Origin of the sequence: Qipengyuania algicida, assembly GCF_009828025.1 — a bacterium.
Lineage (GTDB): Bacteria > Pseudomonadota > Alphaproteobacteria > Sphingomonadales > Sphingomonadaceae > Qipengyuania > Qipengyuania algicida.
The window spans coordinates 23,114-37,514 of the sequence record NZ_WTYA01000002.1; the positions used below are offsets into that span (position 1 = coordinate 23,114).

General features: G+C 60.6%; 12 protein-coding genes. 11 read left to right on the plus strand and 1 reads right to left on the minus strand.

Annotated elements, in window-relative coordinates; all coding sequences use genetic code 11:
- Positions 1 to 17 precede the first annotated feature (17 nt).
- From serS to GRI58_RS02525, 4 genes are all read left to right on the plus strand, one after another.
- On the plus strand, positions 18 to 1,295 hold the full coding sequence (gene serS / locus GRI58_RS02510; RefSeq protein ID WP_160752006.1) for a serine--tRNA ligase: 1,278 nt from the start codon (positions 18 to 20) through the stop codon (positions 1,293 to 1,295).
- Positions 1,292 to 2,056 (plus strand): 5'/3'-nucleotidase SurE, encoded by a 765-nt coding sequence (gene surE, locus GRI58_RS02515; protein ID WP_160752007.1) that lies wholly within the window; start codon positions 1,292 to 1,294, stop codon positions 2,054 to 2,056. Before serS ends, surE begins: the two co-directional genes overlap by 4 nt.
- A 16-nt stretch (positions 2,057 to 2,072) precedes the next feature.
- Positions 2,073 to 3,104, plus strand: coding sequence for a potassium channel family protein (locus GRI58_RS02520; protein WP_160752008.1), 1,032 nt, complete (start codon positions 2,073 to 2,075; stop codon positions 3,102 to 3,104).
- Between the two features lie 124 nt (positions 3,105 to 3,228).
- The gene (locus GRI58_RS02525) at positions 3,229 to 3,885 is read left to right on the plus strand and encodes a hypothetical protein (protein ID WP_160752009.1); all 657 of its coding nucleotides are present in this window, start codon (positions 3,229 to 3,231) and stop codon (positions 3,883 to 3,885) included.
- Positions 3,886 to 3,984: 99 nt separating this feature from the next.
- Here GRI58_RS02525 and GRI58_RS02530 read toward each other — a convergent pair whose 3' ends face one another.
- A complete protein-coding gene (locus GRI58_RS02530; RefSeq protein ID WP_237452050.1) occupies positions 3,985 to 4,458 on the minus strand; it encodes a DUF1761 domain-containing protein in 474 nt (157 codons plus the stop codon).
- Between GRI58_RS02530 and rimO the strand changes: the two genes are divergently transcribed.
- From rimO to eda, 7 genes are all read left to right on the plus strand, one after another.
- Complete coding sequence (gene rimO / locus GRI58_RS02535; RefSeq protein ID WP_202386759.1) at positions 4,457 to 5,818, plus strand: 30S ribosomal protein S12 methylthiotransferase RimO; 1,362 nt, start codon at positions 4,457 to 4,459, stop codon at positions 5,816 to 5,818. The genes GRI58_RS02530 and rimO overlap by 2 nt on opposite strands.
- Before the next feature lie 297 nt (positions 5,819 to 6,115).
- A complete protein-coding gene (locus GRI58_RS02540; protein ID WP_160752011.1) occupies positions 6,116 to 8,470 on the plus strand; it encodes an EAL domain-containing protein in 2,355 nt (784 codons plus the stop codon).
- Positions 8,471 to 8,688: 218 nt separating this feature from the next.
- On the plus strand, positions 8,689 to 9,486 hold the full coding sequence (locus GRI58_RS02545; protein ID WP_160752012.1) for a transglutaminase-like domain-containing protein: 798 nt from the start codon (positions 8,689 to 8,691) through the stop codon (positions 9,484 to 9,486).
- 76 nt (positions 9,487 to 9,562) lie between these two features.
- Complete coding sequence (gene zwf, locus GRI58_RS02550; RefSeq protein ID WP_202386760.1) at positions 9,563 to 11,005, plus strand: glucose-6-phosphate dehydrogenase; 1,443 nt, start codon at positions 9,563 to 9,565, stop codon at positions 11,003 to 11,005.
- Complete coding sequence (edd, locus tag GRI58_RS02555) at positions 10,995 to 12,812, plus strand: phosphogluconate dehydratase (RefSeq protein ID WP_160752013.1); 1,818 nt, start codon at positions 10,995 to 10,997, stop codon at positions 12,810 to 12,812. Before zwf ends, edd begins: the two co-directional genes overlap by 11 nt.
- On the plus strand, positions 12,812 to 13,792 hold the full coding sequence (gene glk, locus GRI58_RS02560; protein WP_419957022.1) for a glucokinase: 981 nt from the start codon (positions 12,812 to 12,814) through the stop codon (positions 13,790 to 13,792). Before edd ends, glk begins: the two co-directional genes overlap by 1 nt.
- On the plus strand, positions 13,789 to 14,400 hold the full coding sequence (gene eda / locus GRI58_RS02565) for a bifunctional 4-hydroxy-2-oxoglutarate aldolase/2-dehydro-3-deoxy-phosphogluconate aldolase (protein ID WP_160752015.1): 612 nt from the start codon (positions 13,789 to 13,791) through the stop codon (positions 14,398 to 14,400). The genes glk and eda overlap by 4 nt, the downstream gene beginning before the upstream one ends.
- Position 14,401: the final 1 nt, after the last annotated feature.

Consider the following 14,401-nt stretch of genomic DNA (forward strand, 5'->3'; position numbering starts at 1 on the left):
CAGGCATAGGCGCGGCCATGCACGACATTGTCTTCATCCGTCAGAATCCCGGCGCGTTCGATGCCGGGCTTGCGCGTCGCGGTCTGGAACCTGCGGCCGACGCCATCCTCGCGCTCGACGCCAGGCGGCGCGAGGCACAGACCACGCTCCAGACGATGCAGAACCGCCGTAACGAGGCATCCAAGGCCATCGGTCAGGCGATGGGTCAAGGCGACAAGGACAAGGCAGAGGCGCTGAAGGCCGAAGTCGCCGATATCAAGGCGCAGATGCCGCAATGGGAAGAGCAGGACCGGCAAACAGGCGAGGAACTGGAGGCGACGCTCGCCACCCTCCCCAACCTGCCCGCCAGCGATGTTCCCGATGGTGCGGACGAGGACGACAATGTCGAAGTGTCGCGTTGGGGCACACCGCGTAAGTTCGACTTTACACCGAAGGAACACGCCGATCTCGGCCCCGCGCTGGGTATGGATTTCGAAACCGGCGCGAAGCTGTCGGGCGCACGCTTCACCTTCCTGCGCGGCGATATGGCGCGGCTGCACCGTGCGCTGGCGCAATTCATGCTCGACACGCATACGCGCGCAAACGGCTACACCGAATGCAACCCTCCGGTGCTGGTCAACGACGATGCGATGTATGGCACCGACAAGCTGCCCAAGTTCTCCGAGGACAGTTTTCGCACCACCGACGACCGCTGGCTGATCCCCACATCCGAAGTCAGCCTCACCGCTTCGGTGGCAGGGCAAATTCTGCCGGATCTCGCCCAGCCGATCCGCATGACCGCGCACACGCTGTGCTTCCGCTCCGAAGCAGGCGCGGCGGGGCGCGACACACGCGGCTTCATCCGCCAGCACCAGTTCGAAAAGGTCGAGCTGGTCAGCATCTGCGCGCCGCAAGACAGCGAGGCCGAGCATGAGCGGATGGTCCGCTGTGCCGAGGGCATCCTCGAAGCGCTCGATCTGCCCTATCGCAAGCTGCTCCTGTGCACCGGCGACATGGGCTTCGGCGCGCGCAAGACCTATGATCTCGAAGTCTGGCTTCCGGGTCAGGATGCCTATCGCGAGATTTCGAGTTGCTCCAACACCGGAGATTTCCAGGCGCGGCGGATGAATGCGCGCTACCGTCCCGAAGGCAGCAAGAAGACCGAGTTCGTCCACACGCTCAATGGCTCGGGCCTCGCGGTCGGGCGGACGCTGGTGGCGGTGCTGGAGAATTACCAGCAGGCCGATGGCTCCGTCATCGTGCCGTCTATGCTGGCGCCCTATATGGGCGGGATCGAAAGGCTGGAGCCGCAATGAAAATCCTTCTCACCAATGACGACGGCATTCACGCCCCCGGCCTCAAAGTGCTCGAAGCGATTGCGCGTGAATTTTCGGACGACATCTGGATCTGCGCCCCGGACGAAGAACAATCGGGCATGGGCCACGCCCTCACCCTCACCCGCCCCGTCCGCTTGCGCAAGCATGGCGAGCGGCGCTTTTCGGTCACCGGCACGCCGACCGATTCCGTCACAATGGGCTTGCGCAAGGTGATCGACGGTCCGCCCGATGTGATCCTTTCGGGCGTCAATCGCGGGGCCAATCTCGCCGACGACATCACCTATTCCGGCACCGTCTCGGCGGCGATCGAGGGCGCTCTTGCCGGCATCCGCTCGATTGCCTTGAGCCAGATCACCACCCGTGATGGCGAACCGGGCGCCTACGCGTTCGAAGCCGCCCGCAGCTGGGGCGCCAAGGTGCTCGCCCCGCTGCTCGACACGCCGCTGCCCAATCGCACGCTGGTCAATGTCAACTTTCCCGCCCTTCCCTCTGGCCAGATCAGGGGGATCAAGGCGGTGCGTCAGGGCTTCCATGATTATGCCCGCGGCACGGTGGTCGAAGGGCGCGATCCGCGCGGCTTCAAATATTATTGGTTCGGACTGGAGGCGATCGAGCACACGCTGGACCACGGCACCGATCTGGAGGCGGTCGATGCAGGGTACATCTCGGTGACCCCTCTCCAGCTCGACCTGACCCACCACGCTTCGCTCGGCGCGCTTGCGGAGCGGTTCAGCTCCTGACACAAGGAGCGCGGGGATGAGGGACAAACCGATCAAGCACACGCCCCTGAGGCGCGCGGTGAAGCTCCCGGTCTGGGGCGATCTGTTCATCCGCCTCGGGCTCGTGTTCTTCCTGATCGGGCTGGTGGTGATGATCCATTGGTGGGATCGCACCGGGCTGGTCGACCATCACGATGGCAACGTCAGTTTCCTCGACGTGGTCTATTTCACCATGATCTCGATCACGACGACCGGCTTCGGCGACATCGCACCGATTTCCAACCACGCGCGGCTGATCGAGGCGGTGATCGTCACCCCGATCCGCTTTGCCGTGGTCTTCATCTTCGTTGGCACGGCGTATAATTTCATCATTCGCAGAAGCTGGGAGAAATGGCGCATGGCGCGCATACAGGGACAGCTATCGGGCCATATCGTGGTGCTGGGCTATGGCGTATCGGGCTCTCAGGCGGTCGCCGAGCTTGTCGAGCGCGGATCGGACCCGCACAATATCGTCGTCATCGACCCGAGCGAGGAGCGGCTGGTCGAGGCCGAGCAGCTCGGCTGCAACGTGATGGCTGGCGATGCCACGCGCGACGAGACGTTGAAGGACGTGCGCATCAGCAAGGCGTCCAACGTGCTGGTTTCCGCCGGGCGCGATGACACCTCGATCCTGATCGTGCTGACCGCAAGATCGCTCGCCCCCGAAGTGCCGATCAGCGTGGTGGTACGCGCCGAGGACAATGAATCGCTCGCCATGCAAGCGGGCGCAAACAATGTCATCAACCCGGTACGTTTCACCGGCCTGTTGCTGGCGGGCAGCGCCAAGGGCGCGCATATCGCCGACTACCTCGCCGATCTCGCCTCGATCACCGGGCGGGTGCAACTGGTCGAGCGCCCCGTAAAGCCGGAGGAAGTGGGCAAGCCGCTGACCGAACTGACCAGCGGCGGCAAGGGCCTCAGGATCTATCGCGAAGGCCAGCCGCTGGGGTTCTGGGAGCAGGAATGCACCGTGCTCAAGATGGGCGACGTGATCGTGGAAATCGTTCCGACCCTCGAGCGGGACGGTTAGCTGCGTCCGTTATTCGGCATTGCCGGCAACAAGGCGACTTTCCGGAACCGACCCCTTACCGGACATTGACGATTTGCCTCTCCTGCGGTCATAGTTGGTTTGAGGGTGGCAAAAGGGTCAAGATATGAAACGGTTGTTCCAACTTGCTGTAGCGACCGTCTTGGGTGGTATTGCCGCCTCCACCACAGCAATGGGTGCCGATCCAGACAGCGCTACCAAAGTTAGTGCAGTAATTGCGAGAAGCAAACTCACTAAGAAAACTTACGCGATTTATTTCTGGAACAAAATAAATCATCCTAATCAGACCTCGATAGAGGAATGGTCAGCAGAGTTTAACTCTGGCAGTCGGCACAGGGTCGAAACCCCGCGAGACCGTCTGATCGCTGATTGCGCTGCGATGACGGGGACTTATTTCTCACTCTTGAGTGGTGAGGTAATTCGGGGTCCACAAGTCGCTGCTGCGGCTTGCGGGATAGATACGAACAGGAAGTTTCTTGACGTTTCGTGGCTTGGACGCGTGAATTCCCGTTTCGGTGAGGCAGATCGTGTGATCGTTACTGATGCAGACAATATCAGGACCTATGACATCTCCGACGAAGGAGTGATCCTTCGGACGATTTATCAAACGAACGATGTCCGCCATCTAACGGTGCTCGATGTCGAAACCGTCGCGCTGACGAAAAGTCTCCCTAGTGGGAGAATGTTTGATGAGGCGTCGCTGAAGGAGAGCTTTGTGCCAGAGGAGTTCAAGCGCGCCCCCGCATCAGCGCCCTCAACCTAGGCGGCAATGTCAGCTTCCCCCAACATTCCAGCCATCCGCCCTATCCCACCTGCTTCCCGATAGCAGACGCTCGCCTACCCGGAGTTTGCCCTGTTCGTTTCAGGACAGCGCCACGAATACCGCCCCCATTGCCAGCGTCCCGACGATAAAATGCCCGGCATCGATCGCGAACAGCGTGAGGCTGCGCCGCTGGAACAGATAGTTGATTGCGATCGCCGGGGTCATGATCGTCGCCCCGATCCCGAACGCCATCATCCAGATCACATGAGTCGGTGGCTGAAGTCTCGCCAGCATGTGGCCGAACATGGTCGACACTACCAGTTCGGCGAGGAAGCACAGGCCGAACAGCACTATCGGGCTGCCACTCATCTGCGGGGTGCCTTCAGGCCAGACCTGCTTTTGCCACACCTTTCCGAACAGCGCGCCGTACCAGACCATGCCGACCACAAAAAACGCAGCCGCGCCGAGCACCACTGCGAGCCAGTTTACCGGTCCCATATCATATCCTCCCACCTGATTGCTGCGTTCACTGTAGCGTGATGCGATGCTGAGGTGTAGAGGCGCGCGCATCATGGCTACTATTCCCGAACAGAAAAAGGTCGGCATGGTGTCGCTCGGCTGCCCCAAGGCGCTGGTCGATTCCGAACGCATCCTCACCCGCCTGCGCGCCGATGGCTATGCGATGAGCGCCGATTACGCCGGGGCAGACGTGGTGCTGGTCAACACCTGCGGCTTCCTCGATTCCGCCAAGGAAGAAAGCCTCGATGCGATCGGCGAGGCCATTGCCGAGAACGGCCGCGTGATCGTGACCGGCTGCATGGGCGAAGAGGCGGATGTGATCCGTGCACGTTTTCCCCAAGTGCTCGCGGTGACAGGCGCGCATCAGTATGAGGATGTTGTCGAGGCGGTGCATGAAGCCGCCCCGCCGACGCAGGGGCCGTTCATCGACCTGATCCCGCAGCCGGACGTGAAGCTAACGCCCAGACACTACAGCTACCTCAAGATTTCGGAGGGCTGCAACCACTCCTGCGCCTTCTGCATCATCCCCGACCTGCGCGGAAAGCTCGCCAGCCGGCGGATCGACGCCGTGCTGCGCGAGGCGGAAAAGCTGGTTGCGGCAGGCACAAAGGAACTGCTGGTCATCAGCCAGGACACCTCGGCCTATGGCGTCGATACGCGGCATGAGGAGCGTCTGTGGAAAGGGCATCCCGTACGTGCGCACATGACCGACCTGGCGCGCGAGCTGGGCCAACTCGATATCGGCGGGGGCGTCCCCCCTTGGGTGCGGCTGCATTACGTCTATCCCTACCCGCATGTCGATGCGGTGATCCCGCTGATGGCCGAAGGGTTGCTGACCCCCTACCTCGACATCCCTTTCCAGCATGCCAGCCCCAAGGTGCTCAGGGCGATGAAGCGTCCGGCCAATGAAGCCAAGATGCTCGATCGGCTGAGGAGCTGGCGCGAGATCTGCCCGGACATCGCCGTGCGTTCGAGCTTCGTGGTCGGCTTCCCGGGCGAGACAGAAGATGACTTCCGCTATCTGCTCGACTGGCTGGAACAAGCCCAGCTCGACCGGGTCGGCGCGTTCCGCTTCGAGCCGGTCGAAGGCGCACAAGCCAACGCCTTGCCCGATCCTGTGCCGGAAGAGGTCAAGGAAGAACGCTACGCGCGGATCATGGAAGTGACCGAGCGGATCAGCGCCGCCAAGCTCGCCGCCAAGGTCGGCAAGACCATCCCCGTCATCATCGACGAAGTCGGCGAACCCGACGAGGATGGCGATATCGGCGCGACCGGCCGCAGCCAGGCCGACGCGCCGGAGATAGATGGACAGGTATTCCTGCGCCAGGTGCCTGAAACCCTGGGCGCCGGGGATATTGTCGAGGTTCGTATAGAGGATGCCGACGCGCATGATTTGTACGGCGCGCTTCGTTGATTTTTTGCGTTTTCCAAGCGCCAAAGCGCTTTGCCGAAAGCGATAGAGCCAATCACAAGCGAAATAATTGACGGCGATGGTTAACGCCTTTGCGCGAGGCATCGGTCGTGCGCGCAGTTTGGATTCACCTCGCCAAGACGCTGATTTTTGAACGCTTTGCAAGGGAGAGCTCGGGCGGCGGCGGCAAATTCCTAAGCCGTCCTTAACCACTACGACCCTTGGAAATCCGCGCCCTCAGGAAGAATCCCGCCTCCGCGTCAAAACATTCTTAATCTTACTGGCGCATTACGATCGGCGATGGTCGAGGATACCGACATCTCTGGATCGCGCAGCGGCTCGAAACGCGCGATCTTCGGTCTGAGCCTGACACGCTGGGAACGCGTGAAACACGCGCTGTGGGCGGGTGCGATTGCGCTGGTGATGGCGATGGTGTTCCTATTTGAACCACTCGACCAGACTCTTTGGCTAACCCAATCGCGTATCAGTCCAACAAGGGTTTCGGGCAATATTGTATTCGTGCAAGCCGGGCCCAACATCACGGACCCGGAATATCCACTCGATCGTGCAGCGCTCGCCAAGGCACTGGACAAAATGCGTCAGGATGGCGTCGAAAAGGTTTATCTTAACCTGGTGTTTGACCAGCCATCTTCGCCCGCTGTGGATGCACAGTTGGCCAAGGCTGTGTCCAAATGGGGCCCGCGCTTGGTTTTTGTCGACAGACTGAAAAGGTCGATCGATGGTAAATTAACACCAAGTAAGTCTATACAGCCGATTGCGGGCAAACAGCCTCGCGTTGAGCAAGGTATTTTTCCGAATTACCTGGGCTTCGCGTGGTCGGCGCCTTATAATTTGAAGGTAGGCAGCAACTGGGAGCGCACTTTTGAGGCGTCGCTCGGTGATGCCAATAAGAATAAGGTCGGAGAATTTCCGATCAACTACAGCTTCGCTTCAGCTTCAATCCCAAGCTTTTCACTGACCCAATTCACATCTTCTGCGAACCGCAACTCTATACAAGGCATCGCCGGGAAAACCGTCGTTATCGGTGCACAGGGTATCTCAGGGACATCTGAGCTAAAAATACCTGGGCAGCCCTATGCCCCGCCAAGCCTTGCATCTATATTTGCTGCCGAAACGCTTCGTATGGGGGGAATGCCTTTCATACCAAGCGTAGCGGTGGTTATTGCATTTAGCTTGCTACTTTTGGTGTGCGTAGCATACACTTCTCGCAAACGTCAGCGTCAGATCGCCTATGTTCTCTGTTCTACCGTACCTCTGGCCACCTTCTTTATCGCAGCGGTGTTCGGGTGGCGGATTGAGCTGTCCTATACTGTTCCCGTACTAGTATTTTACGCGCTGTTCCGCTCTCGTACGCGCTGGAAAAAGCGTGTAGCACTGATTGATCAGGAAACCGGCCTACCCACACTTCGTGCGCTTGACGCATGGATCAGCAATGGTTCCGAAACTGGCCACGTGGTGGTTGCCAAAATCCATGGCTACGAGAATGTCGTCAAAACCTTCGGCTCAGGGGACCGCGCAAGCTATGTTCTCAAGCTGGTCGATCGAATGCGCGCGACCGACACCAATCTTCAGATATATTTCGATGGACACTACCTCGCCTGGCATACCAACGAAGAAGCTGCCTCGGCCCTGATCGAACACCTCGAGGGCTTGCGCGCAATCTTTGCTGCACCAGTGTCGGTAGCCGGACATACCGTCGATGTCGGCATTACATTCGGTGCCGCAGATATGATGGGTGACCGGCACAGGTCGCTCGCCGCCGCGACAGCCGCCGCCGAGGAAACTTCCGAAGCCCATCAGCCAATCAAGCTAGCGAAGAGCAGCACCGATCATGACCATTTCTGGGATCTGTCGCTGCGCGCACGCATCGATGAAGCGATGAAAGCTGGCGAGATTTATTGTGTGTACCAGCCAAAGCTCGACATCGTCCAGAATCGCCTGATCGGCGTTGAGGCGCTGGTCCGCTGGCAGGACCCGGTCAAGGGTTTTATCTCACCGATGCATTTCATCATGCAGTGCGAGAAGGCGGGGCGCATGGAACACCTGACTCGCTATGTGCTGCAATCGGCATGTTCGGCCGGGCAATTGCTCCATTTCCGCGGAACGAAAATCACCATGTCGGTCAATGTGTCGGCGACATTGCTGTGCGACATGCGGATCGTCGGCCTCGTCCGCAATGTGTTGCAGGCAACGGGCTTCAGTCCGGAACATCTTGTGCTCGAGATCACTGAAACCGCCCGTGTGGGAGATCTCGAAACCGCCGACGTGATTATCCGCCAGTTGAAAGCGCTCGGCACGAAAATCTCCATGGACGATTTCGGTGTGGGTGCAGCCAATTTCGAAGCGCTCCATGCGCTGCCGTTCGACGAGGTCAAGATCGACCGACGCTTCGTTGCGGATGCGAGCGACAATCCCAAGGCACGCGCGATCGTCTCCAGCATTCTCGCTTTGGGTCGCGAATCGCGAATCGCCATCGTTGCCGAAGGCGCAGAGACCGATCAGGACCTTGATATGCTCCGCTTGATCGGGTGTACGCAGGTGCAGGGCTATGCCATTTCGCGCCCCATTTCCCTTACCAATCTGTTGGAAAAATACGTTTCTGGCTCAGAGCGCCAGGCGCGAAACATGGTTTAGGCTTTACAAACAGACATGGTTAATGGATATTAAATCCTTCTGATAACAGGAGGCTTGACCATGTGGAATTTTTGGGCTTGGGCATTCGGCCAGAACTAAAATCTGGTCTGTCCATACAGACTAATTAGGGAAGGGGGTCCGCTTGGGCCCCCTTTTTCGCTTCTGCGCAATGTCGCTTCTGCCGGGAAACCACCATCGCTCCAATCCGTTCGCTCGATATGCCCATCGCTATCGAGATGTCCTTCGCCTTTCGCGCGCAGCAGCCAACCGATGTGCTGCTCCAGTTCGAAGCGGCAGCTATTCCCGAGCAACAGCTCTCCAACACCCGTACCAGCCTGTCTGACAGCCCCCATATCGCCCGCATCCCCGCGCAGGACACGATCGGGGAGCGTATCTGGGTGCGCGCGGAGGGTCGCTTCGAAGCCAGCTATACGGCGACAGCCTCGATCGAGCGCGTTGCAGGCACGCTTGACGAACTTGGCGCAGTACCGATGCGCAACCTGCCCGGCGAAGCGGCACCTTACCTCTTCGACAGCCGCTATTGCCCGGCCGACCGCTTCCAATCCTTTATCGACGCGGAGTTTGCAGATCGGTCTGGTGGCGCGCTGGTGGCCACGCTACACGACTGGATAGCGAAAAATTTCACTTATACCCCCGGGTCGAGCGGGCCCAACACCAATGCGCTCGACAGCTTCGTGGAACGCCGCGGTGTCTGCCGCGATTATGCCCACATGCTCATAACCTTCGCCCGTGCCGCCGGAATTCCTGCCCGATTCGTGAGCGCTTACGCCCCCGACGTATCACCGCCGGATTTTCATGCATTGGCCGAGGTGTTTCTTGAAGATCCGGCCCAGCCAGAGGGAGGTGCCTGGTATCTGGTCGACGCGACAAACATGTCGAAGCCCGATCAAGTCGTGAAGATCGGCGTGGGGCGCGATGCGGCCGACGTCAGCTTCCTGACCAGTTTCGGTCCCACCGAATTCCTCGAGAAACACGTGAGCGTCCGACAAGAATAGCTATGCGCAAGTCTGGCATCGCGCCAGCGGCGCTGATAGGCCCGACGCTGACCATCATTTGGGGAATGTTCCAATCATGCCCTTCACTGCCGATCGTTTGATCCTGTTCGGTGCCACCGGCGACCTTGCGCAGCGTATGCTGTTGCCGTCGCTATGCGCACTCGATGCCGATGATCTGTTGCCGCCAGAACTCCGGATCGTGGGAACCGCTCGATCCGAAATGAACGATCAGGGGTTTCGCAATTTCGCGCGGGAAGCGTTGGAAACCTATCTTCCGGCCAACCGCCGCGGCAGCATGGCCGATTTCCTCAATCGCCTACACTATCAGCCGCTCGATGCAACCACACTGGAAGGGTATGAAGAGCTTGCCCGGAAAGTCGATGGTGCGGGCAAGGGTCTGGCAATCTTCCTTTCGACTGCGCCCAGCCTGTTCGAACCGACTATCGCAGGGTTGGCCCATGCGGGGCTGACCGGGGACAATGTGAGAATTGGACTGGAGAAGCCGCTCGGAACCGATCTCGCGTCGAGCAAGGAAATCAACGATGCAGTAGCCAGCGCCTTCGACGAAAGCCGCATTTTCCGGATCGATCACTATCTCGGCAAGGAAACCGTCCAAAACCTGCTGGCCTTGCGGTTCGCCAACATCATGTTCGAGCCGATCTGGAACGCCAATTATATCGAGCATGTTCAGATCACTGTGGGCGAGACGGTCGGGCTCGAATCGCGCGTAGCCTATTACGACGATTCGGGCGCGCTACGCGACATGGTGCAAAATCACATGCTCCAGTTGCTGGCACTCGTCTGCATGGAGCCGCCGACCAGCTTCGAAGCGACCGCGGTGCGCGATGAGAAGGTCAAGGTACTGCGCGCGCTGCGCCCCCTCACCAATGCAGACAGCGTGACCGGCCAATATCGGGCGGGGGCAATCGGTGGAACGGCCGTCCCGGGCTATGACGAGGAATTGGGTAAGCAATCGAACACCGAAACATTCGTCGCGCTGAAGGCTCATGTCGACAACTGGCGCTGGAACGGCGTGCCTTTCTACATGCGTACCGGCAAGCGACTGCCCGAACGGGTCACCGAAATCGTCGTCCAGTTTCGCTGCATTCCATTTTCGATTTTCGACGGACGCGGCGCGACGACCAAACCCAACCGGCTGGTGATCGGCATCCAGCCCAAGGAAAACATCCAGCTTTCCCTGATGGCAAAACTGCCCGGTCTCGATCGCGAGGGTATCCGGTTGCGGCAGGTTCCACTCGACATCGCCATGCCCGATGCCTTCACCGGAGTGCATCGGCGAATAGCCTACGAGCGCCTGCTGCTCGACCTGATCGAGGGCGACCAGACCCTGTTCGTGCGCCGTGACGAGATCGAGGCGCAGTGGGAATGGATTGATGCGATCCGCGCCAACTGGGTCGAGAATGGCGCGACTCCCAAGACCTACACTGCTGGTAGTTGGGGGCCGACCGCAGCAATCGCACTGACTGAACGAGATGGAGTGAGCTGGCATGACGAATAAGCCACTCAACGATACGGTCCACCGCGTGACCCAGCGCGTGATCGCAAATTCGTGCGATGGACGAACGCGCTACCTCGAGCTGATGGAGCGCGAACGCGAGCGTACGCCTGAGCGTAGCCAGCTATCCTGCTCCAACCTCGCCCATGCCTATGCCGGGGCGCAAGAGGATCAGGCGGCTATGAGCGCGCATCTTGGCCCCAACCTCGCCATCGTCACCGCCTACAACGACATGCTGTCCGCGCATCAGCCCTATGGTCGCTATCCGGACCGGATGAAGATCTGGGCGCGCGAAGTCGGCGCGACTGCTCAAGTCGCGGGCGGGACTCCGGCGATGTGCGACGGCGTCACGCAAGGGCACGACGGTATGGAGCTGTCGCTGTTCAGTCGCGATGCGATTGCACTCGCCGCCGCCATCGCACTGTCGCACCAGATGTATGACGGCATGGCGATGCTTGGTATCTGCGACAAGATCGTACCCGGCCTCGTTATCGGCGCGCTGCGCTTCGGCCACCTGCCCGCGATTTTCGTTCCGTCTGGCCCGATGCCGAGCGGCATCCCCAACAAGCAGAAGCAGGCCGTGCGCCAGCTCTATGCCGAGGGCAAGGCGAGCCGCGCGCAGTTGCTCGAAAGCGAAATCGCCAGCTATCATTCGCCCGGCACTTGCACATTCTACGGCACGGCCAATTCCAATCAGATGATGATGGAAATGATGGGCTTGCATGTGCCTGGGGCGGCTTTCGTCCCTCCCGGCGTCAGCCTGCGGCAGGAATTGACCCGCGCGGCCGTCCACCGGCTTGTAGCGATGCGCCCCGACGGCGAGGATTATCGGCCAATGGCGCAGGTCGTCGACGAAAAAGCGATCGTAAACGCCGCAATCGGGCTGCTCGCCACCGGCGGATCTACCAACCACGCCATCCACATTCCGGCGATGGCCCGTGCAGCCGGGATTGCCTTCGACTGGAATGACCTTGCCGAACTGTCCTCTGCCGTGCCACTGGTTGCGCGGGTCTATCCCAATGGTCCGGGAGACGTGAACCAGTTTCACGCCGCAGGCGGCATGGGCTATGTTATCGGTACTCTGCTCGATGAGGGACTCGCGCATGGAGACATCCTGACCGTCTGGGACGGCGGATTCGAAGCGTATAGTCGCGAACCGAAGATCGAGGGCGAGCAGCTTTCATGGCACGCTCCCGGTGAAGCGGGTGACGACACCATGCTGCGCCCAGCGAGCGCGCCGTTCCAGAGCGATGGCGGGATGCGACTGCTGACCGGCAACCTCGGGCGGGCCTGCTTCAAATCCTCCGCCGTCGAGCCGGAGCGTTACACGATCGAAGCGCCTTGCCGCATCTTCTCCGAACAGCATGAGGTTTCCGCGGCGTTTGAACGCGGTGAACTTGATCGCGATGTGGTCGTGGTCATGCGTTTTCAGGGCCCGCGCGCCAACGGAATGCCTGAGCTGCACAAGCTGACCCCGCCGCTTGGCGTGTTGCAGGATCGCGGATATCGCGTGGCGCTGGTCACCGACGGCCGGATGTCGGGCGCGAGCGGAAAAGTCCCGGCAGCAATTCATTGCACACCGGAAGCTTTCGGCGGCGGCCCTCTGGCCTATCTGCGCGATGGGGACGTCGTGCGCGTATGCGCGGCCACCGGCGAGCTTTCCACCACCGCCGATCTCGAATCACGCGATCCGGCCCCCAATCCGGCCCCCGCTGCGGGTGTCGGGCGCGAATTGTTCGCCATGTTCCGCCATCATGCAGACAGCGCAGAGCTGGGCGGATCGGCCATTCTCGCAGAAGCAGGACTATGATGGACGTCGTTGCAGTAGATATCGGCGGAACCCACGCACGTTTCGCCATCGCTCACGTTTCAGCCGACGGGGCAATCGAGCTCGAAGATCCGGAAACGCTCCATACTGCCGATTACGCCAGCTTCCAGAGCGCCTGGCAGAGTTTTCGCAACAGCAAGGGCGGCACCCTGCCTCCGCGTATCAGCATGGCGATTGCCGGACCCGTGGGTGGCGAAGTGATCCGGTTTACCAACAACCCCTGGATCATTCGCCCGTCACTGATGGAATCGAAGCTCGACGTCGAGCAATGGACCATCGTCAACGATTTCGAGGCCATCGGCCATGCGGTGGCGCGCGCACCGGAAGACCAGTTCATCCACTTGACCGGTCCTGACGAGCCGCTCGCAAGCGATGGCACGATCAGCATCCTTGGCCCGGGGACAGGGCTCGGAGTGGCGCATTTATGGCGCTCGTCGGCAGGTGACTACCGCGTGACCGCAACCGAGGGCGGGCATATCGATTTCGCCCCACTCGACAGCATCGAGGACGCCATCCTCGCGCGCCTGCGCAAACGTCACAATCGTGTGTCGATCGAACGGGTCGTATGCGGACCGGCGATCATCGAGATCCGCGCAACCCTTGCCGCGCTCGAAGGGCGCGCGGTGCCGGAGGAGGACGACGTCACGCTGTGGACGCGCGCAATGGCAGACAAGGACAGCCTCGCCGCCGCAGCGCTTGACCGCTTCTGCCTGTCGCTTGGCAGCGTGGCAGGCGATATCACTCTGGCGCAGGGTGGCTTCGGCGGCGTGGTCATCGCGGGAGGGCTGGGATACCGCCTGCGCGATCATCTGCCGCATTCCGGCTTTGCGGAGCGATTCCGCGCCAAGGGCCGCTTTGCAAACCTGATGGGCGAAATACCGGTCAAGCTGATCGTCCATCCGCAACCCGGCCTGTTCGGTGCTGCCGCGGCCTTCGCCAAAGAGCATGGAGTTTCACAATGAATGTTGCCGCTGTGATGACGAAAGCACCAGTCATACCGGTGATCGTGGTGGAGGACATTGCCCATGCAGTTCCGCTGGCCGAAGCGCTGGTTGCGGGCGGACTTCCGGTACTCGAAGTCACACTGCGTACCTCGGCTGCACTCGACGCGATCGCGGCGATGAAGCAGGTGGCTGGAGCCATCGTGGGCGCAGGCACGGTGATCAATCCCGACCAGCTCGATCAGGCACTTGCAGCGGGTAGCGAGTTCATCGTTTCACCGGGTTTGACCGAGCCGCTGGGCAAGGCGGCGATCGCCAGCGGAGTGCCGTTCCTTCCGGGAATCGCCAATGCCGGCGACATTATGCGCGGGCTCGACATGGGCCTTACCCATTTCAAGTTCTTTCCTGCGATGGCCGCGGGCGGGCTGCCTGCACTCAAGGCGCTAGCCGGACCGTTCCAGCAATGCCGCTTCTGCCCGACCGGCGGGATTGGCCCGGACAATGCCGCCGAGTGGCTGGCTTTCGACCCGGTGCTGTGCGTCGGCGGAAGCTGGGTTTCGCCCAAGGGTGCGCCGGACAAACCCGAAATCGAGCGACTGGCGCGCGCTGCGGCTAAGCTCGCCGTTTAGG